We start from the raw sequence: 18,292 nt of genomic DNA, 5'->3' as shown, positions 1-18,292 counted from the left end.
GCGTGGCTGGCGCGATTCCGACGCTTGGCCATCCGCTACGAACGCCGCGCGGACATCCATCTCGCCTTCACGACCCTCGCCTGCGCCCTCGTCACACTCAACCAATGCAGACGGTTCTGTTAGACGCTCTAAGCTGGATTGTGAGCAGTGACCACGCAGCGCTGCGCCCCGCGCGACGCTACGGGCTTTGCGGTCCGACCCGGGTGGTTCCGGACGCCGCCGTTCACCGATATAATGCCCGAGCCGGAAGTTTTCCGGCCGGTCCCGTCGCCCGCGATCATCCCCCCCGATTCAACGTCGACGGGACCGCTTTTTCCGGTGGAGCTGCACGGATGTCGACAAGCACAGCACAACCGCCGGAGTTCTGGGACACGGTCGCCGAGCACGTCACCGCCATGGTCGAGCCCGCGCTGCGGCAAAAGCAGCGCACTCGTGAGCCGGTGATCGCCTACCTACGTGAATTGGAAGCTTTGGCCCGCCGCGAATGCGGCAGCCGGGAGGCGATCCAGGTCATTGCTTCGGGCCGTCGGGTTCTGGGTGATCGAGAGACCGTCGAGCCCATGGACGGCCCCTTCTCACGGACTTGAGTTGATGAGCGATTGGGGGCGCCGCGGTCCGCATTCTGTTCAGGGACGTAGTGTGAAGGCGGGCCGACCTATGGCGCCGGCAGTAGCGGATGAAGGGAAAGCCGGTCTCGTTACTCCCGTGACATGCCCTTGATCGACGCGAGGTTCCCCGGCGAGAGGTCTGCCTCAAGGCTACCCTGACACGGGATCTCGGCTCGTTTGGCCTCAGTAGAACGCGCCTTTCCGAGCGGCAGATTGCGGTCGACCGAGCCAGTGATCATTGGAACATCTCTGTTCGGCCAATCCTCCAGCTTGAGGGCTTTGGCCGGCCTTTGATCCCCGCAGCCTTAGCACACCGACACGACCCACGACTGCCAGACGACATCGGTCTTCTCGGCCGCTGACTTCACTTGCTCGCGATGCGCGGACGCCAAGGCGAACGTGTCCAGTTCCAATTGCTGTCGGGGCGCGAGCGCGGTCCGAAGCTCCTCGAGCTGGATGTCGCGCTTCTCCGGCGCGCCGACCGTTGAGGCTGTCACGGGAAGCGAGCCTGTGGCGCTAACGTCAACTCCACACCCAACGCAAATTTTTGGCGCTGATCGCTTCGTCGACGGCGTGACGCGGTGTCAGGCGCTCGATGAGCTTCATCGACGTCGGGCTCGCGTTGCGGCTCGGCGGTTTGGTCTGTCCAACAACTTTCGTATTCGACGCCCCCTCGGCCGAGAGCGGACCGCCTCCCGTGCCGGTCGTATCCGGTTGTGCGGACACTCGTCTTACAGATAATGTGCAGAGTACCAGTGCTATAGCTGGCGCGCGAAGTGCTGCCATGGGTGGTGAAGGTGTTTTAGGTTCGTCAGGGCGCAACCGACACGATTCGCTGGACAGGTTCGGAGACCGATCCAATTGCCGCTTTGGATGCGATGGCACACGAGGTCGGCTACTATGATCATGCCGAACTTCCAGACCTCCCGCGGGCTAGTGGACTGTATGCGGAAGAAATTCGTGTCTGACGATCAGCGGAACAACTCAGACGCCACGCCGATAACGAAACATCAGACGCGTGAGGTGAAGGCTGACGGTGTATGGCGTACTGTCAGCCTAGCTCAGGCACATACGCTCTATACGATGATACCGAAACGCTACCTGACTTGCCATGGTCGGATAATTATCACCGGGAACTTTACTCATACGGGTGGCTACAAGTTGCAGCACCGCCACAGCCGTTCCGGTTGCCCACTGACACCCGCGGCGTTCACCGGCATACTTTCACCCACCCGCAAGCGATGAACTGACCGCCAGCTCAACTTCGTCTCAATTTGCTTAGATGGTGGGTAAGCGTCCGATCATAGAACGTACTGTCCAGATGCAAATGTGCCGTTAAAAACCTCATCAAAAGCCAAGAGGTCGAAGCTCTGACGGAAGACTGAAGGCTTGAGAACGCGCTATATTAGATCTCATTTGTCGAACATTCATCAGAGCGGCCTTGTTAGATAGCTTCGTTTTCGATCTTGAGAATGGCATGACATTTCGAACATTATGTCTTGATTTGGGATCTGATACTAACCCACGATTAACTTCGGCCGATATTTTAGACGAGCTGTCTCCATTCGGCGTAGCGTTTTGAATTGGAGGCAATATCTCGTTGGCAAACGAAGGTAAACTTGCCAGCTTCATGTTCAACTCTCTTATCTTTTCTGCGTCTATTCTAATGCTATCTAACGTCGCGGCATTGCTGCTAAGATCGGCGATCTCTTCGTTCTTTTGGGTAAGTCTTCGATCCAGAAAATCAAATTTTTGCTGCAAACTTGCCAACTGTCGAACGACCTCAGCATCTCCATGGTCGACCGCCGACTGCGCAGCTGTATTGCCTGATTGGCCCTGGAAATTTTTAATTTGTTCCCTAGACGATTCGATGGCGGCTAGCTTTTGTGCTAAATCGCCGGCCTTTTTACTTTCCATATCTTTATTATTTCGCGCCTCCGAGAGCGAGTGCTCAAGCGTCGTCACATGATCTTTGTACTCGCTCGAGATCCGATTTTTCTCTGCGGTCAAATTATCTTTCTCGATCACAAGTTCTCTAATTCGAGATTGAGCATTGATTTGTTGTTCTTTGTTCAGGCGGGTTTCAGTGGCGAGCTGTTGATTGAGGCTATCGATGTACTCGCTAGCAAGCCAAATCGTTCCTACGATCAGAGCAATGCCGAATAGACTGATAATTGTTTTCATTAAGTTCAGCGCCTGCGTTAATTACTGATGCAATCGTCGGTGATCACGTATTGGCTCGATTGTTTTTTGCGACATAAGCATCGACGATGTTGCCTGCTGGCGACGAAACGCATGTCAATATACTCTGACGCACTTCGTACTTGCCTCTGTATGCATAAGTAATTCTTACGCGAACAGGACCAGAAAAAACACCATTCCTGAAGCTTTCAGGTCCTGCAGACACGACCTCGACTTCTTTTGCCCCAAATTTTCGGGCTTCTTGAGCCACTTTATTTCGACATGAAGCAACGGTGCGATTTTTGCCTTCCGCACTCACTAGAGGTCGGCCGATTGACTGTAGTACCATCGGAGTACCCCGGACACGGCCCGTTCCAGGCACCACAGCTTCCGCGATCCGCTCCCTGTGCTTGGCGCTGCCGTAAGCGATAGGGGTAATCTGCCAAGGCATCTGCCATGTCGCGGCGGAAGAGTTTGGAGACACGTTAGTCCGTGGAGCTCTGGCTAATGCCCCTGCGGATGAATGGGCTGCCACCGGGTGCAACGAAGCAAGAGAAGTTGGTTGGCCAGATTGGTGGCTGAGACAGCCAGAAACAAGGCCGCCCAACACAAAAACCGCTAAGCTTCTAATCAAAACCGACATTTTGCCCCTCTATCGATAATCCAGATACGATATCTGCACATATCACATAATGGCCCCATAACAAAAATTAGTTCGAAAGAATATACGACAGAGCATCATCGGCCAGCTTTCTGCCGCGGGCGATAAGCTTGACCTTTAGCTTTCAGTTGATGTGCTACAATGTGTGTCGACGATATAATTGTTGCGTGATTTTGACTTGATGGATGAGTTTCTTAATTGATTTGGCGCAGATGGTAACACAGAAAAATATAGTTATGGTCAAGCCATATACCGATGCAATGTTCACGAGGAATGGTCAGTCGAACGAAATAAACCAACCACACACTGGTCATTTTATCATAGTCTGCAACGTTTCGGACGTTCGTAACCATCAACTCAGCACCGTTGTTTCTTAAGGATTATTTTGCAACACGTCTGGCAGCTTTAGCTAAAGGCTACCGAGATAATAAAGGTAGATCCAACGGCGAACTTGCGCTTCGTAGTGGGCGTCAAATCTCTAAAGTAATCGGAGTACGATGCCTTCGTTTGGTCGTAGGGCCAGCGTCATGGCGCAGACCTCGGCTGCCCGGTCGAGGTATGTCGAGATCAGGATGCTGCCGGTGCCGGGTAGCAACATGGTCGCTGCCTTGCCGTCAATGTTCAGCGCCACAGCAAATTTCACCCCGCCCAGCGCTCGTATGTAGGCCAGGACCATATTCGAACCGGCCAACGGTTCGTACGCCCCGTGTGCCAATGCCGGCTCCTCGCGGCGCAGCGCGATGAGCTGCCGATACAGATCCAGCATCGAGGCCGGATCGCGAACCTGGGCTGCCACATTCCGGGCCGCGTTATTTGATCCGAGCGGCAGCCACGGCTCACCCGTGGTGAAGCCCGCGTGGCGACCGGCGTCCCACGGCATCGGCGACCGCTGCGGGTCGCGGTCCCGGCTCACGTCCGGGTGCCGCACCGCCTCGGCGCGTGCCTGCGCGTCCTCTAGGCCGAGCTCATCCCCGTTGTAGATGAACGGCGTCCCGCCGACGGTGAGGACTAGCATCGCCGCGACGCGCGCCTGCGCCGGCCCGATTCGGCTCGCGACGCGTTGCTCATCGTGGTTGCCCAGGACCCAGTTCGGCCAGGCGCCGGGTGGCAGAAGGTTGTGGTACTGGTCGACGGCCGCCGCGAGCGCCCGCGCGTCCCAGGCCGTGCTCAGCAGAACGAAGTTGAACGGCAGGTGGAAAGCCGGGGCGTCGAGGCCGTAGTACCGCATCACCCGCTCGGTCGGCAGGTGGGCCTCGCCGATCAGCACCCGGCCTTCGTACCCGTCGGTGAGGCGGCGCCACTCCGCCACGCAGACGTGGGTCTCGGGACGGTCCGATGTGAAGGCGTGGCGCATGCCGGCCTGCACCGGTAGCCCCTCACCGGCGAGGTCGCCCGGGACGTCGTCGCGCAGGAGATCATCCTCGACAAGGTGGGCCACGGCGTCGACTCGGAAACCGTCGACGCCGCGGTCCAGCCAGAAGCGCAGCACCGCATGCATAGCCTCGCGAACCTCGGGATTGCGCCAGTTGAGGTCCGGCTGCTGCGGGAGAAAGGCGTGGTAGTAGAATTGCCCGGTGGCCGCGTCTCGCGTCCAGGCCGGCTGACCCAGCATGGAGCGCCAGTCGTTCGGCGGGCCTTCATCTCGGCCATCGCGCCACACGTACCAGTCGCGCTTCGGATTGTCGGTCGAGGCACGGCTGTCCTGAAACCAGGAGTGCCGGTCGGACGTGTGATTGGGCACGTAGTCGAGAATGACTTTCAGCCTGCGCCCGTGAGCCTCGGCGATGAGCCGGTCGAAGGTCTGGAGCGTGCCGAAGCGCGGGTCGACGTCCAGGAAGGCGCTGACGTCGTAGCCGCCGTCCAGCATCGGTGAGGGGTGGAACGGCGACAGCCATACCGCGTCGACGCCGAGCCAGACGAGGTGGTCCAGATGGGCGATGACGCCGTCGAGGTCGCCGACGCCATCGCCATCGCTGTCCTGGAACGAGCGGATGTAGACTTGGTACACGACCGCGTCCTGCCACCATGGGCGCAGCGGTTCGGCGGCACGCCGGTCTACATCGTGGCTCTCGGCGATGCTGTAGCTCATGCGCCCTGCCCAATGTTGACGCTTAAACCGCCGTCGATGACGAAACTCTGGCCGGTGACGTAGTCGGCCTCGGAACTCAAGAGATAGACGATGAGCCGCCCGATCACGCGCAGCCATGCCGGGCGCCCAAGGAGGATCATGGCCAGTTCCTTTTCCTACTCAGGCGGTTCGCCGTAGATCTGCGACGCCGTCATCGGCGTGTCGGTCAGCCCGGGCGCCACGCAGTTCACGGTGATGCGATCCGGCGCGACCTCCAGCGCCAAGGTGCCGGTGAGCATCCGCAGACCGCCCTTTGCCGCGCCGTAGGCGATGGCGCCCGGACAGGGCACGCTCTCGTGCACGGACGTGACGTTGACGATGCGCCCGCCGCACCGGCGGCGCAAGCGCACGAACGCGCGGGCCATGTAGAACGGTGCGGTGAGGCCGGTGCGGATCACCGCATCCCAGGCCTCGTCGCTCATTTCAGCGAGCGGCGTGCCACCCTGGCCGAGACCGGCTTTGTTGACGAGCACATCAGGCGGCCCGAGTTCGGCCTCGACCTGGGCAAATGCGATGGCGACCGCCACCGGATCCGTTGCATCTGAGCACAAGGCGACCGCGCGGCGACCAACGGCCTCGACGGCACCGACCGTCGCGGCGGCACCGTCGGCATCGTGCAGGTAGGTGAGCGCGACATCAGCCCCTTCCTATGCGAGCGCGGCCGCAGTCGCCGCCCTGACGCCGCTGTCACCCCCGGTGATCAGCGCAATTCGACCGGCACAGTGCATCGTTTTCGTCCCCGTTCTGCTTTCGCGCCCGATCTGGATTGGAGCCAGCTGACAAGAGGGGCCGACTAATGGGAGAAAAAATCTTATGAGGCTGTCGGCTCCCTGCTCGATGAGCTGGCTCCATGAGCCAGCGTCGCCATGCGAGCTACCGTGATCGAACTCGGTACGTGGAGAACACATGAGAGTGCCGACGGAAGCACAGATACGTGCGATGACACCTGAAGGGCGCATGACGGTGCGGAGCCGCGCAGCAAAGCTCGACAGCGAAATCGGTCGCGCGACCGTCGCCCTCATCGACTCGCTTGATCTGCCGCTGAGCAGCGGCGGGATGTCCCTCGACGATCCGATCTATCGCGAGATGCAGGAGATCGTCTGGTCTGCCCGAGCTCGGCAAGCGGCGCTGGACGCGGTCAGGAGCGGACACCCGGCCCTGGCGGGTGTCGATCCGATTCTGCAGGAAATCATGGGCGGCAGATATGGACGCACGGGGCAGGGGACGATGAACGCGGGATCTCTCGTCGCCGAAGTCATGCGGCACGCCGGATACGAGAAAAACGGGGAGGGGCTTTTGCCAGAGACCTGCATCGCCCGCATGGCGGCGATGTGGAAGCCAGCAAAGGCGCTACGTTGAACTTACTTGGTGGGGTGAGCCGCAGGGATAGCTCCATAGCCCATTGGTAAAGACAGAACACGAAACAGCGAGGCGGGCGATAGATGCCTGACTAGGGGGGGGGATATGGACTGGTTCGAGCGGCTGACTGGGTTCGGCGAGACGGGCTACGGGGAGACGCGGGCCCGATTGCGCGTGATCGACGGCTGCCTCGTTCACGAGGGCACAGGCGAAACCTTCGCCGTTGGGACGCTGACGCTGCCGTCCGTCGCCGAGTTGCGCGCCGCCGCGGCGAGGGTGCAGCGTCAGGGTACGTCAAGGCTCTCCATCGTCGATGGTGACGTGCGCGCGCTGCACCGGACGCCGGACAACCGCGGTGCACTGTTCCAGGTCGCCTCGCAGTTCAACATGCTGGAGATGGTCGGACCCGACGTCACCCCAGAGCAGGGCGTCACCGGCTACGCGCATGACCGGACTCAGGGGCCAGCCTGCGCCATGGCCGCGGGCGCGGCCACGATCTACCGCAACTACCTCGTGCCGGTGGCCGGCGAGATCGGCCAGACGACGGAGCGCCAACTCGACGGACTTGCCGACCTTGGGAATGCGCTCGCGCAGCGGCTCGGCACCGAACGGGCGGCCCTCTGGGCGATGCGAAACGGCTACGCGCTGCCGGCACGGGCGAGCCTGGATGCCATTGCCGAGTTCCTAAGCGCGGCCGACGAGGACACTCTCGACGATCTGCGCGGCAGGCTGCGGCTCGGTCTGCACCGGGACGTTGAGGTCACCGACGGACCAGCGCCGCGTCCGCTCGTCAGCCAGATCTTCTGCTCGGCGTTGCCGGTGGCCTACACGCGCCTGCCAGCGGCGACCTGGGCACCGTTCGCCCGCCTCGTGCTGGAGGCGGCCTACGAGGGCACCCTGCTGGCCGGCGTGCTGAACGCGGCGCGGGTAGCCTCGGATCGCGTGCTGCTGACGCGGCTCGGCGGGGGCGCCTTCGGCAACGCGGACGCATGGATCGACGCGGCCATGCTACAAGCACTGCGGCTGGTCGGTGACCGCGATCTCGACGTTTCCATCGTGAGCTATGGGCGACCGCCGTCGGACTTAAGCGAACTCGTACGACAATACTACGATCCGGACGGCCGATCCGGGGCATCGGCCTGACCGAGACGAGCCTTTTGCCACCCACAGAATGTTCGCCGCACAGATCCGGGCACCGCTATATCTCATCCGCACACCGAGCACCCTCGTTGCCGAGACACATCGCGTTCCTCGGGCGGGCCCCGTCGTCGGAACTTCGGACTCGAGGCGCTGCAGCGGCCAGATCATCACTGCCTTCCGCCGCTCAATTCGGGCCGCCCTCACCCGCCGCCGACAGCGAACCCGGCAATCAAGCGCATCGCTGAACGCGATAACGAGGGCGGCGCTAGTCGTGAGCCGCCATCCGACGTTTTGCGCGTACCTTAAGGTCATCATCGGTGAGGGAAAGCAAGTGGTACCGGGGGGAGAGGTAATTGACACAGTTGGCCATAGCGAAAGCGAACCCCTTGGTATCAACTTAGATAGTAAGCTCGTTGTGCGGCTCAAATTCGCAAATTTTAATAGATAAATTTTCATCGTGCAGTAAGACCTCAAAACGGATTGAGCCTGTATAATCGGGGTCAAAGAATTCAACTTCAGATCCTTCACCAGCCATGCCGGTCCACACCGAAAGCAGAAAGGCGGCCGTTTCGACGACCTGGGACAGCGTCATCATCCTGGCCGGTGAGCCGTTCTCCGGAGCAATCAGGATCCCTCCATCGTAGGCGTATAGACTCGCGCCGCAGGGATGCCCGGAGATCTCCGAAAGGATGACGGTGAGACGCGGATCGGAATTCATAGGAACGGCGGCCAAAACCAATACCTCCCGAGACTGGGCCGGCCATGCACTACGGTCGACGCTGGATTCACGCAGCATCCCGAACGCGGAACGTGCCAGCGTCGGAGGGGGGCTATGCCGGCAGCTGCAAGACATTGGACTGTTCCGCGCATTGAGGGGAGAGGAAAAGATCACGCGAGTACACTACCTTGCCGAGGGCGCTTTGGGCGGCGTGGGGCGAGGCGGTGCGGGCGTACCTGCCAGGGGCGCGGCTGCTGGACTACGACAGGCACCGCGCGTTCCGGGAGGAGATTGACACCGAGTGCGCCGATCCGTCGGTAGCCGAGGTCTGGGCGACAAAGGGCGGTGTGCGGGGTGTTCGCCGTGCCTAGCCGCGACAGCCTATTCACACAGCTGGCGCTCGTCGAGGGTGAGCAGGAGGCGACGCTGGCCTTCTATCTGCCGGACGACGAGGACAGCACCGTTGGGAGCGACGGCCTCAACGTGAGTCCGGCGTGGGGCGACGACGGGAAGGATCGCCGCGTGACGCTGTCGGGCGTGCTGTCGCAGATCCGCGGCATGGACAGCCTCGACCCGGCGCCGATAGCTGCGCTGGCCGAGGGAGCGATGCAGGCACTCGCCGCCGCGTTGTAGAGGCTGGCCCGAGCAGCACGCACTTTGACGCCGACACGCAACTACCTGGGTCGAGAATACTGACCATCATGCGGCTTGCTAAGCAATTTGCAGGACGAGGCGATGAGGTTCGACAGTCGAATGCCTACGACCAGGGATCCCGCGTCCAGCCAAGCCCCGTGCGACGGCTGATATCTCGCCGATGTTGGTAACCCGGAGGTTGGCGGATGCCGCGGCGGGAGTGGTTTCGCTATAAAAAAAGCCGGGAGGAGATGTTCCCCGCCCGGCCTCTGGCTTTTAGCTGATGATCGCTCGCGAACGCACGAGGTGCACGCCATCGTCATTCGCGACCAAGCGTGTAAAGACCGTGGTCAGGCGGCGCTGCAGCGGACCCGGCCGCCCCTGAAACAAGACGGTCCCGGTGCTCGGCCACCAGTGCATGATCTCGCCCTCGGTCGAACGGAACCGATGCAAGCGTTCGCGTTCGTTCCAGGACCAATCCCCGAACACACCGCAGTCGAGGGTAGCGTTTTGCAGGCCCGATAGCGAGCCCTTATACTTCAGTTTCATCTTGTGATCTCCGGCGCCGGCGGAAGTGCCAGCGCAGAGTATTTACCGGTTCGCAATTTGGCCTTGAGTCAGACCTGGATATGCCATTACCAGCTTGAAGCGACTTTAATTGTCTGACGCAGGATGGGCCGACCGGCGCCGCCAGCGAGCGCGAGTTCCGGCAACGCGACGCCTCGCATCTCGGCGTAGAGCCGCACCGAGTTGACGCCATTGATGTCGCGTTTGTACTGCTTGAACGACTCGCTCTGACGCTTCCACAGCTGATACTGCTTGCGGGGCGTCTTGTTCATGTACCAGATCATCTGCCGCAGGTCCTCGGGGACGATCTCGCTGCATTTCACAGCACTGGCATAGGGCAGGTAGGCGCTCATCGTCGGGCGGACCCCCTCGGCCCAGGCATCGAGCTCGGCCTCGGAGGTGTTCCAGACGAGGGCGTGGGCATGCCACAGGAGGAAGCGGGACACGCCCTGAACCCGCTGTGCCGACACGTAGAGGGCGGGATCGAGCATTCCCAGGTAGTCCAGACCCCGCAGAGCCCGCCGGTAGTACCGGCGGATGTCCACGATCCTCGGGTTCGGCCGGTAGCCCCGCGTGCACCCCGCAGGGTAGACGATCTGTGTCTTGTCGATGAGGGTGACGAAGAAGACGGGCACCTGCGGGGCCCAGTCCGGCGCACGGGCGCCGACCTCACGACACAGCCCGGCTCCGAGGGCGCGCATCCAGCGTTCGCGGGCGTAGGGGTTCTGAGTGCCGAGCTCGCCGGCCCATCGGCGCCCGAGGCGGCGCACCTCCCGTTCGGGCCGGGCATAAGTCTGCTGATGGTAGCCACGTAGTCCCTCAATGAGGCGAGTGGCTTGGGCGTGCTCACGCACGGAAAAGCGAGCAAATGCCGAGCGCGGTATCATGGCTATCACCAAGTCAATGTGGATATGGCTACACTTTACTGAGTGGCTATGTCGTACATCACGCTCGCATTACTCGTATATACACGCTCGCATTACTCGTATATACAAGCGATTTGGGCACGCGATGCGTGTCGTACGATGAGCGAAAGCTCATCCTTCTAGTCTGATCTACATCTCTCGAACAAAAAAGAGGCCGGGCGGCATGGTACCGCCCGACCCCGTGACCGCTCAGACCCTGTCAGGCGGCGTCTTCTTCCTCGTCGTCGGCGGCGTTGTCGTTGTCTTCGTCGGGCGCGTCGGAGTCTTCGAGCTCGAGTTCGGAGACGAATTCCCACTTCTTGAGACCCTTCGGTCCCTTGCCGCCGTACACGATCTTCAGGCCGCGGTGTTCATCGTCGGAGAACGGACCATTCCGGTACGGATCCAGCTTCTTCCCGGGCATCCAAACCAGGAGGCAGTTGGCCAGGATATACTTGACGGTTAGGCTCTTGGCGCGTGCCTTAGGCCGAGTACCGCGCGGGGAGGGGGCCTCTTCCAGCTCATCGTCGTCCTGGTCGTCGTCGTCCGACTCGTCCTGATCGTTGTCCTGGTCGTCGAGTTCTTCCCCATTCTCCGCCTCGTTCTCCTCGGTGTCTTCCTCGTCGAGACGCCCCGAGGTGTTGGCCTCGTCCTCAGCGAGTAGCTCCCGCAGCTTACGTTTGGCCGCCTTCATCCGCTTGTAGACGCCATCGATGCCGTCCATCTCCGCGATCTTGTCGGCGATGTCCGGCACAGAGATTTTCTTCCTGACGAAGTAGCTCGTGGCGTAGCCGTACACGCGGATCCGGTTCTCGGTCGCCTCCGTGCCGACGAACGAGCAGGCCGCAACGACGAAGGGCACGTACTTCTTGAAGTTGTCCTCGGTGGCCTTCTGAACCTTCTTGTTGTCCCGGAGGCACGACGCCTCACGCAGCTCCTCGAACATCGAGAAGTTCTCGCGGACCTCGCGGGCGATGCCGGCGCACAGGGCGACGGCCTGATGTCTTTGGCGGTGCGCCCCGCGCTCGGCCTTGCCGATTGCACCGGAGATATTCTTCGTGAAGGCGACGGGATTGCTCCGCATCCGTTCGAAGGCTTCGTTCATGTCGCTGAATAGTCGGGTCAAAGTGATGCTCCGTAGTTTTATTTATTGCGTTACACAAAAAACTGTAAGACTGGCGGTGCGGGAAGGCGAAATCTACACTCCCGCGCTGCCATGCTGATTAGGCTACGCCCTTCTCGAGGAGGGTGCGGATGTCCTCGACGCGGTAGGCGCGGGCGCGGGTGCCGATGGCCACCGGGCGCGGGTAGAGGCCCTTGGCCTGGCCGGCGTAGAAAGAGGAGCGGCTGATCGGGATGAGCTCGAGCACGCGCGAGAGGCGCACGAGTCCGGTCGCCGGCAGCGTCGCGGGCGCGGTCGGCGGCGTACCGCCCGGGGGAATGTTGTCGTTGGCGTTCATGACTGTCTCCTGACGACCACATCGCGTGGTCATCCAGAGAGTCCGACGTTTTTCAGCGAGCCGGCAGACGGTCCGGAGTTATGTGGACCGGGTCTACTCCGCTGTGGACCCGGTCCGCTGACTGGCGGACCCCTTGACAGCTGGAGAGGGCCATCCGACAGCCTTGCTCGTCAACTGCGGGCGCGTCATGCCATTTGCAGCCCAGAATTCATCCTCGCGCTTGTTGAACTCTAATAGCTTGCCCTTAGTATGGATGTATTCAACAAGACCTCTGTAATCTGACACATAAGCCGGAGGATCAAATGACTCCGGAATAACTCCAGCAAGGGAGTTCGCAACAAGTTCGTCATCCGCGCTTCGACGCTGTGGTGCGATCACAGTTTGCACCCAATACAATGCTCTCCCAAACCAGCGAGCCGCGATTGCGTCGTCGTTTACAATCTTCCAGTCGCCGTCCATCATAGCATCGAGTAGGCTGCGACCATCAGGTAAATCGATGGACTGTGCCGCGTACAGAAATGGCAGACTTTTAGCAACGTATCTGTAGTGATAGGTATCGACCTTTTCTGCTAGTGGCGCGTTCTGATTTCGCGAGGCAGCCAAAACAATCCCCACCAGCGTCGCGGACTTGCTCAGACTTGTCCTCTCAAGCGTCCTGCCGGCATTTATGGCCTGAAAATGGCAGTGTTCCACGGCGGCCAGGGTGATACTGAGATAGATGCTTTGGCGGTACCGGCTGAATTTCTTTCGCAACCACGCACGGGTCGGCGAACGCATGATCGTCCGTAGGCCGCCTATTGGATAGTACAGCTCCGTGAAGAAAGTGGGGGATACTGACGTTATGCGGGCGTAACGGTTTGCGATGAACCTGCCGTGGAGCGCATTTTTTACTGATCTCCTTTCGGCGTTCGAAAGTAGTTCCGCCACCGCCAGCGCAATAGCGTGCTTGCGTGTCGTACCTTTATAACCCTCTGATTGCTCTTCTTCGCCTCCTGCTGTTTGCCGTCTTCCTGGATCAAGTGCCCAGCTGCACAGAGCAGCTGTCAAAACATACTTATGACCTTTGAATGATGAATTTTGATGGCAGAGGATACCGCAAACTTGGGGCAGATGGAAGTCGCTCCAAGCGTGTTGGTAGAACCTGTCCTTTGAGGCGACCACATCGTATCGAAGCGTTCGCTTGGCGAACGTCGAAACAGTCAGCCCACCGGCGGTCTCCTCCGCCACAAGTTCCCAGACCGGGCCATAGCGTTTCGGTAAGCTGCGGGTCATCGTCGGCAAGATACTACACTTCGGACGGACACACGAACCGGGCCCACTGATCCATCAACTCGCGGCGGCGTTCCAGTAGATCGCTCCGCGCGTAGGCCGCCTCCACCCGGTTCTCGACCGTGTGAGCCAGCGCCATTTCGGCGACCTCCCGTGGCAGGCTCGTTCGTTCCGCTGCCCAATCGCGGAATGAGGAGCGAAAGCCGTGGGCGGTGATGGATAGCCCCAAGCGCCGCAGCAGCATCAGGAACACCATGTTCGACAGTGGCTTCTCACCTGAGCGACCAGGGAACACCAAGGTGCTGCCGGCGGCAGACTCGCGCGCACGGTCGAGGATCAGGAGGCTTCGTTCGCCTAGCGGCACGCGGTGCTCACGTTTGGCCTTCATACGCCCAGCTGGCACCGTCTACAGGCGCTCCGTCACGTTGATCTCATCCCAGCGGGCGCCCAGCACTTCGCCCGTGCGCGCCGCGGTCAGGACGAGGAATTCGAAGGCCAGCCACGCACCCTCTCCCGCTTCCGATCCACGTAGCTGACCGATGAAGCCCGGCACGTCCACTTAGGGTAGCGCCGCGTGATCCTCATCGCGTTCGCCCTGCTTCGGTATACCTGTCGCCGCACCCTCGACCGGGTTCACTTGGCGGCGTCAGGGCGGGAAGGCCGTTTAGGCGGGGCCAGTACCCCATGCCCAGCTCACGGCGGTCCGAATTCCCCAAAAGTGTCCGACCGTTTTTCGCGCATATCAGTGTCTAACGTCTTACCTCCCTGCCGAACAGCACCTTTCAACTGCTGACATGGTCGTCTGAACTTTGATGGCTTGCCCTACGGGTCGAGCCCCTCAGTCTTGCATTTGGCGGCCCGGCGGCGCTCGACGCGGGTCACCGAGAAGATCGAAACTTCGTAGAGCAGCAGCATGGGGATCGCGAGCGAGAGCTGCGAGATCACGTCCGGCGGCGTCAATACGGCGGCGGCCACGAAGACCAGGACGATGGCGTAGCGGCGCTTCTCGCGGAGGAAGGCCGTGTCGATCACGCCGATCTGGCCCAGCAGGGTCAGGATCACCGGCAGCTGGAAAGCTATGCCGAAGGCGAAGATCAGCGTCATGATGAGCGAGAGGTACTCGTCCACCTTCGGCAGGAGTGCGATTGTCGCCTCGCCGGGTTGGCCGATTTGTTGGAGCGAAACCGAAAATTTGATCAGCAGCGGCATCGCCAGGAAGAACACCACCAGCGCGCCGAGGGTGAAGAATATCGGTGTGGCGATGAAATACGGCAGGAAGGCCTGGCGCTCGTTGCGATAGAGACCCGGAGCCACGAAGGCGTAGATCTGCGTGGCTATGACCGGGAAGGCCAGGAACCCGGCGCCGAACACGCTGAGCTTGATGTTGGTGAACACTTGCTCGAGGAAGTGCGTCGCGATCAGGTTGGCGTTCTCGACCCCCACAACCGAGACGTAGGGGTGCAGGAGAACGTTGTAGATGTGCCGCGAGAAGAAAAAGCACCCAAAGAACATCACCACGAACGCCGCCAGCGATTTGATGAGCCGTGACCGCAGTTCGATGAGATGCTCAAGGAGCGGAGTCCGCGAGGCTTCGATCTCGGCTTCATCGGTCTCATTGATCATCGGCCGGACTGAAGCTCGGGTTTAGCTGACGTTTCGGTATGAGGTCCTTCGACAGAAACCGGGACAGCAAGCGGATCGATGCTCGAGGTGTCGGTCTGAGACAAGTCCGATGCGGGGTCCGATGGAGAGGCCGGCGGCGACCCTATTGGGGCAGGCTGGGGCGGCGCGGGGATGGTGGTCTCCCGCTCGGCCAGCTGGTCGGCGACGTTAGCAAGGCCCTGAGTCGGCGAGGGGGTGGTCCTCGTCACGACCCGGCCATCGACGGCGCCCTTCAGATCGTCGCGGATGATCTGCACGGGGTTGAAGGTCGACCCCATCGTACGCGTCGAACGCTTGACTCCGTCCACCTCGCGACGGATCTCGTCGAACTCCGCCTCGCGGATCGCTTCGTTGAACTGCGACTGAAACTCGCCGGCCATGCGGCGCATCTTGCGGGTGATCTGGCCGACCGTACGCAGGGCCTTCGGCAGATCCTTCGGACCGATGACGATGAGCGCGACGCCGCCAATCAGCATCACCTCGCTCCAACTCATGTCCAACATGGTATGACGGTCCTTTGAGCGGCTGCAGCACCTCAATTTTGCTTAGCCGGTCAAACGACCTTGCGGTTGGCTGTTACCGTGTTGGCCGCGGTTGGCTCACCCTGGTGAGGAAGCGCGCGCGTTGGCTCTCCGGAGCTCGGCGGCGGTACGGCGGTGCTGGTCGATACCTCGTCCTCGGCCATTCCCTTCTTAAAGGCTTTCATGCCCTTTGCGACGTCGCCCATCAGGTCCGAGATCTTGCCGCGACCAAACAGCAGCATCACGATGCCGGCGACGATGATCCAGTGCCAGATACTCATGCTGCCCATGGTAACCTCCCGCGCCGCAGCCCGAACGCTGAGTGGCGCCGTCTCGTGTGTCGACAAAAAGACCTTAGAGGCTGAGCGCTGATTGACCTAATCGCTACTTTGGACCGCGGCGATTCAAGCCTGCCAGATCGCCAAGGCCATCGCTCAAGCCAGCTACAGCCTCAAAACCGATGTGTATGGTTGTCGGTCTGCAGGATCACGTCAGCCACAGGGTTTCGTCGCTACGTAGGATGCTGTCGACCTGCCGGTTCTTACGGCCTGTTTAAAAGCTGATCTCAAGCGAGATTGTTGAGAGCGTTGGCGGCGATGAGACTGGCGAGCGCCAGGACGTCGCCTTCGGCATCAATCAGCGTCACGCCCTCTCGGTGGGCCTGTCGGACCATTGCGGCCGACCAGTTTTTTGGCACCGTCGTAGCACACGGTCCGCGCATCCCGTTGCACGTGATGCTCTGCGTATCAATGATCGCCAGCCGCGGCGTAGAATGCCGTCCGCCATGGCAGCGCTGGCGGCGGGCCAGAGCCCGCATCAGGGCTTCGAACAGTTCCTTCTCGCTCCAGCGCCGGAACCAGCCATAGACCGTGCGCCAGGACGGAACGCCTGCTGGCAGCATCCGCCACGCGCCACCCATCCGTAGGTGCCAGGCAATCCTCGCCAGCACTTGACGCGCCGGCTTCGCAGCCGGACTGCCCGGTGGATCGAACCGCTCCAAGACGCGGGCCACCTCGTCCAAGCCCGTTTGCGCGACGACATGCTTCAGCCGCGTGAAGCGTCTGATGCCGGTCCGTCCTCATCTGCTCTCGATCCCGCCCTGCCAGGCGATATCGATGCTTGCACACGGGACAGGTGGGGATGGCCGGCAAAGGGTTTAAAATAGGCTTCAGGCACGACGCTCGTATGGTTCGGCTAAACCACTGTCAGGAGATGAGTCATCTGTATCTTGAGCGCGGGCGAAGTCCTCTGCGAGCGCGCGGATTTGATCTGTGGCTTGCCGCGTAAGTTCGCTATCGGAGCGACCATCCATTGAGACGGTGACAGACCCTGTGAGGCGGCCGGTGCTCGTCAAAAGCGTGAAGTTGAACCTGCCGGCACGACCGCGCCGAACGAGATAATGCGGCTTTGTCATAGTTGCCTGCGCAATACGCTGTCCCGGGGTGATACGGCGGGGGCTTCGCTGCGGTTTCAGCTTAGCCATAAATTGTGCGGCAACATATGCTCCGTTCATGAGGTGCGTGGCACTATGACCTATCGACAATATAGTCGCCAAAAAATTGAGACGCAGAACCGGTTAGTCCGGTCCACTGTTAGGTGAGCCTTTCCCGGTCAGACGCAGGCCGTGCCCGGGCGAGGAGCCGGCCGCATTATTTTCGACCCTGCTGTCTTTCGGCTGAAACTTCCGTCGGCCCTGTGCCGTAGGGGTGCTCAAACGGGGTATGGAATCGGCGTGGAGCCCGAATTCTAACAGTCGTGTTCGCCGGCCGTTTATGTATAGGTGTATCTGCCCATTCGCTGATTTTTGCCGCAACGGCTCTCCGTTGCAGTACTTTAAATTGATACAGCCGCCCGGGATATATTTCGGCGCGGCTAGATGCGTTGATTAAAATCGTTTCTACGAGCCCGTGGACGATGAGTTCGGCGCATAAAATTGGCGTTGCTAACTATTTGATCGTCTTCTGATTTTTTAAAACAGAGCAGCAGCTTCAGTAAAAACTACGGAGCCACTTGTTTGCGGCTTCTCGATCCGTTTTATAGCTAAGCTTCCGCATAGCTGCCAATAATAACCTATTTTATGACCTGGAAATATTGCATTTTCAGCTTGCCATGGCAGTCATAGCTCGCTAGTGACCGCCTAATAACCTCTCATTAGCCCTCTGTCCCTGGCCTCCGATGAGGAACTGAGACCATGCAGGGTCATGTTGACGCCCGGACCAAAACCGCCGCCTCCGCGCGGCCCCATAGGATCCAGATGACCGAAGTCGCCGAGCCTCTATCCGGGCAGATGAGCGAGGCGGTGGTGAAGGCGATGCTGCCGAAGGTGCCATTCGTGGCCCGGGGGCTTCGGCTCGACTGGGCGGCCAAGCGCGGGCTCGATATCGGCGTGGCGGCGACTGCCTTGTTCCTGCTGCTGCCGTTGATGCTGCTGATCGCGGTGCTGGTCTGGGCCGGCGACCGCAAAGCGCCGATCTTCCGCC

General features: G+C 60.6%; 19 protein-coding genes and 3 pseudogenes. 6 read left to right on the top strand and 16 right to left on the bottom strand.

Going from position 1 to position 18,292, the window contains the following annotated elements; translation table 11 throughout:
- Positions 1 to 123: pseudogene (locus FV242_RS26725) on the top strand (IS5/IS1182 family transposase); the annotation flags it as partial.
- 209 nt (positions 124 to 332) lie between these two features.
- Positions 333 to 587, top strand: a complete 255-nt coding sequence (locus FV242_RS26720) for a hypothetical protein (RefSeq protein ID WP_147941033.1) — start codon at positions 333 to 335, stop codon at positions 585 to 587.
- A 326-nt stretch (positions 588 to 913) separates the two neighbouring features.
- On the opposite strand, the gene FV242_RS35820 is transcribed toward FV242_RS26720, so the two are convergent.
- The 4 genes and pseudogenes from FV242_RS35820 to FV242_RS26700 form a co-directional block, all read right to left on the bottom strand.
- Entirely contained in the window at positions 914 to 1,105 is a 192-nt protein-coding gene (locus FV242_RS35820) for a hypothetical protein (protein ID WP_246692893.1), read from the bottom strand.
- An 850-nt stretch (positions 1,106 to 1,955) separates the two neighbouring features.
- Positions 1,956 to 2,792 (bottom strand): hypothetical protein, encoded by an 837-nt coding sequence (locus FV242_RS26710; RefSeq protein WP_147941032.1) that lies wholly within the window; start codon positions 2,790 to 2,792, stop codon positions 1,956 to 1,958.
- A 1,136-nt stretch (positions 2,793 to 3,928) separates the two neighbouring features.
- On the bottom strand, positions 3,929 to 5,539 hold the full coding sequence (locus FV242_RS26705; RefSeq protein ID WP_147941031.1) for an alpha-amylase family glycosyl hydrolase: 1,611 nt from the start codon (positions 5,537 to 5,539) through the stop codon (positions 3,929 to 3,931).
- A pseudogene (locus FV242_RS26700) lies at positions 5,536 to 6,213 on the bottom strand (SDR family NAD(P)-dependent oxidoreductase); the annotation flags it as partial. The gene FV242_RS26705 and the pseudogene FV242_RS26700, both read right to left, overlap by 4 nt.
- A 271-nt stretch (positions 6,214 to 6,484) precedes the next feature.
- Here FV242_RS26700 and FV242_RS26695 point away from each other — a divergent pair.
- Positions 6,485 to 6,937, top strand: a complete 453-nt coding sequence (locus FV242_RS26695) for a hypothetical protein (RefSeq protein WP_147941030.1) — start codon at positions 6,485 to 6,487, stop codon at positions 6,935 to 6,937.
- A 105-nt stretch (positions 6,938 to 7,042) separates the two neighbouring features.
- Positions 7,043 to 8,080 carry a hypothetical protein gene (locus tag FV242_RS26690; RefSeq protein WP_147941029.1) on the top strand — a complete coding sequence of 346 codons (1,038 nt, stop codon included), beginning with the start codon at positions 7,043 to 7,045 and terminating at the stop codon, positions 8,078 to 8,080.
- A gap of 394 nt (positions 8,081 to 8,474) precedes the next feature.
- Here FV242_RS26690 and FV242_RS26685 read toward each other — a convergent pair whose 3' ends face one another.
- Positions 8,475 to 8,873, bottom strand: a complete 399-nt coding sequence (locus tag FV242_RS26685; protein WP_147941028.1) for a hypothetical protein — start codon at positions 8,871 to 8,873, stop codon at positions 8,475 to 8,477.
- Positions 8,874 to 9,149: 276 nt separating this feature from the next.
- On the opposite strand from FV242_RS26685, the gene FV242_RS26680 reads away from it, so the two are divergent.
- On the top strand, positions 9,150 to 9,428 hold the full coding sequence (locus tag FV242_RS26680) for a hypothetical protein (protein ID WP_210248962.1): 279 nt from the start codon (positions 9,150 to 9,152) through the stop codon (positions 9,426 to 9,428).
- A 276-nt stretch (positions 9,429 to 9,704) separates the two neighbouring features.
- On the opposite strand, the gene FV242_RS26675 is transcribed toward FV242_RS26680, so the two are convergent.
- The 11 genes from FV242_RS26675 to FV242_RS26630 form a co-directional block, all read right to left on the bottom strand.
- Complete coding sequence (locus FV242_RS26675) at positions 9,705 to 9,977, bottom strand: hypothetical protein (RefSeq protein WP_147941026.1); 273 nt, start codon at positions 9,975 to 9,977, stop codon at positions 9,705 to 9,707.
- An 86-nt stretch (positions 9,978 to 10,063) separates the two neighbouring features.
- On the bottom strand, positions 10,064 to 10,882 hold the full coding sequence (locus FV242_RS26670) for a hypothetical protein (RefSeq protein WP_147941025.1): 819 nt from the start codon (positions 10,880 to 10,882) through the stop codon (positions 10,064 to 10,066).
- 238 nt (positions 10,883 to 11,120) lie between these two features.
- The gene (locus FV242_RS26665; RefSeq protein WP_147941024.1) at positions 11,121 to 12,005 is read right to left on the bottom strand and encodes a hypothetical protein; all 885 of its coding nucleotides are present in this window, start codon (positions 12,003 to 12,005) and stop codon (positions 11,121 to 11,123) included.
- Between the two features lie 118 nt (positions 12,006 to 12,123).
- Positions 12,124 to 12,360 (bottom strand): AlpA family transcriptional regulator, encoded by a 237-nt coding sequence (locus FV242_RS26660; RefSeq protein ID WP_147941023.1) that lies wholly within the window; start codon positions 12,358 to 12,360, stop codon positions 12,124 to 12,126.
- Between the two features lie 93 nt (positions 12,361 to 12,453).
- Entirely contained in the window at positions 12,454 to 13,641 is a 1,188-nt protein-coding gene (locus FV242_RS26655; RefSeq protein WP_147941022.1) for a hypothetical protein, read from the bottom strand.
- Between the two features lie 4 nt (positions 13,642 to 13,645).
- On the bottom strand, positions 13,646 to 14,017 hold the full coding sequence (locus FV242_RS35815) for a hypothetical protein (protein WP_246692892.1): 372 nt from the start codon (positions 14,015 to 14,017) through the stop codon (positions 13,646 to 13,648).
- 18 nt (positions 14,018 to 14,035) lie between these two features.
- Positions 14,036 to 14,188, bottom strand: a complete 153-nt coding sequence (locus FV242_RS35810) for a hypothetical protein (protein WP_246692891.1) — start codon at positions 14,186 to 14,188, stop codon at positions 14,036 to 14,038.
- 263 nt (positions 14,189 to 14,451) lie between these two features.
- Positions 14,452 to 15,252: a twin-arginine translocase subunit TatC gene (gene tatC, locus FV242_RS26645; RefSeq protein WP_147941021.1), complete on the bottom strand. Its 801-nt coding sequence runs from the start codon at positions 15,250 to 15,252 to the stop codon at positions 14,452 to 14,454.
- On the bottom strand, positions 15,249 to 15,794 hold the full coding sequence (gene tatB / locus FV242_RS26640; protein ID WP_147941020.1) for a Sec-independent protein translocase protein TatB: 546 nt from the start codon (positions 15,792 to 15,794) through the stop codon (positions 15,249 to 15,251). The genes tatC and tatB overlap by 4 nt, the downstream gene beginning before the upstream one ends.
- A gap of 50 nt (positions 15,795 to 15,844) precedes the next feature.
- Positions 15,845 to 16,102, bottom strand: a complete 258-nt coding sequence (locus FV242_RS26635; RefSeq protein ID WP_147941019.1) for a twin-arginine translocase TatA/TatE family subunit — start codon at positions 16,100 to 16,102, stop codon at positions 15,845 to 15,847.
- A 275-nt stretch (positions 16,103 to 16,377) separates the two neighbouring features.
- Positions 16,378 to 16,824: a transposase gene (locus FV242_RS26630; RefSeq protein WP_246692894.1), complete on the bottom strand. Its 447-nt coding sequence runs from the start codon at positions 16,822 to 16,824 to the stop codon at positions 16,378 to 16,380.
- A 1,242-nt stretch (positions 16,825 to 18,066) separates the two neighbouring features.
- Between FV242_RS26630 and FV242_RS26625 the strand changes: the two are divergent.
- Positions 18,067 to 18,292, top strand: a pseudogene (locus tag FV242_RS26625) (sugar transferase); the annotation flags it as partial.

Origin of the sequence: Methylobacterium sp. WL64 (assembly GCF_008039945.1) — a bacterium.
In the GTDB taxonomy this organism is placed as follows: Bacteria; Pseudomonadota; Alphaproteobacteria; order Rhizobiales; family Beijerinckiaceae; genus Methylobacterium.
Note: the sequence above shows the minus strand (reverse complement) of the source record. Positions and strands in the feature narration are given on the sequence as shown.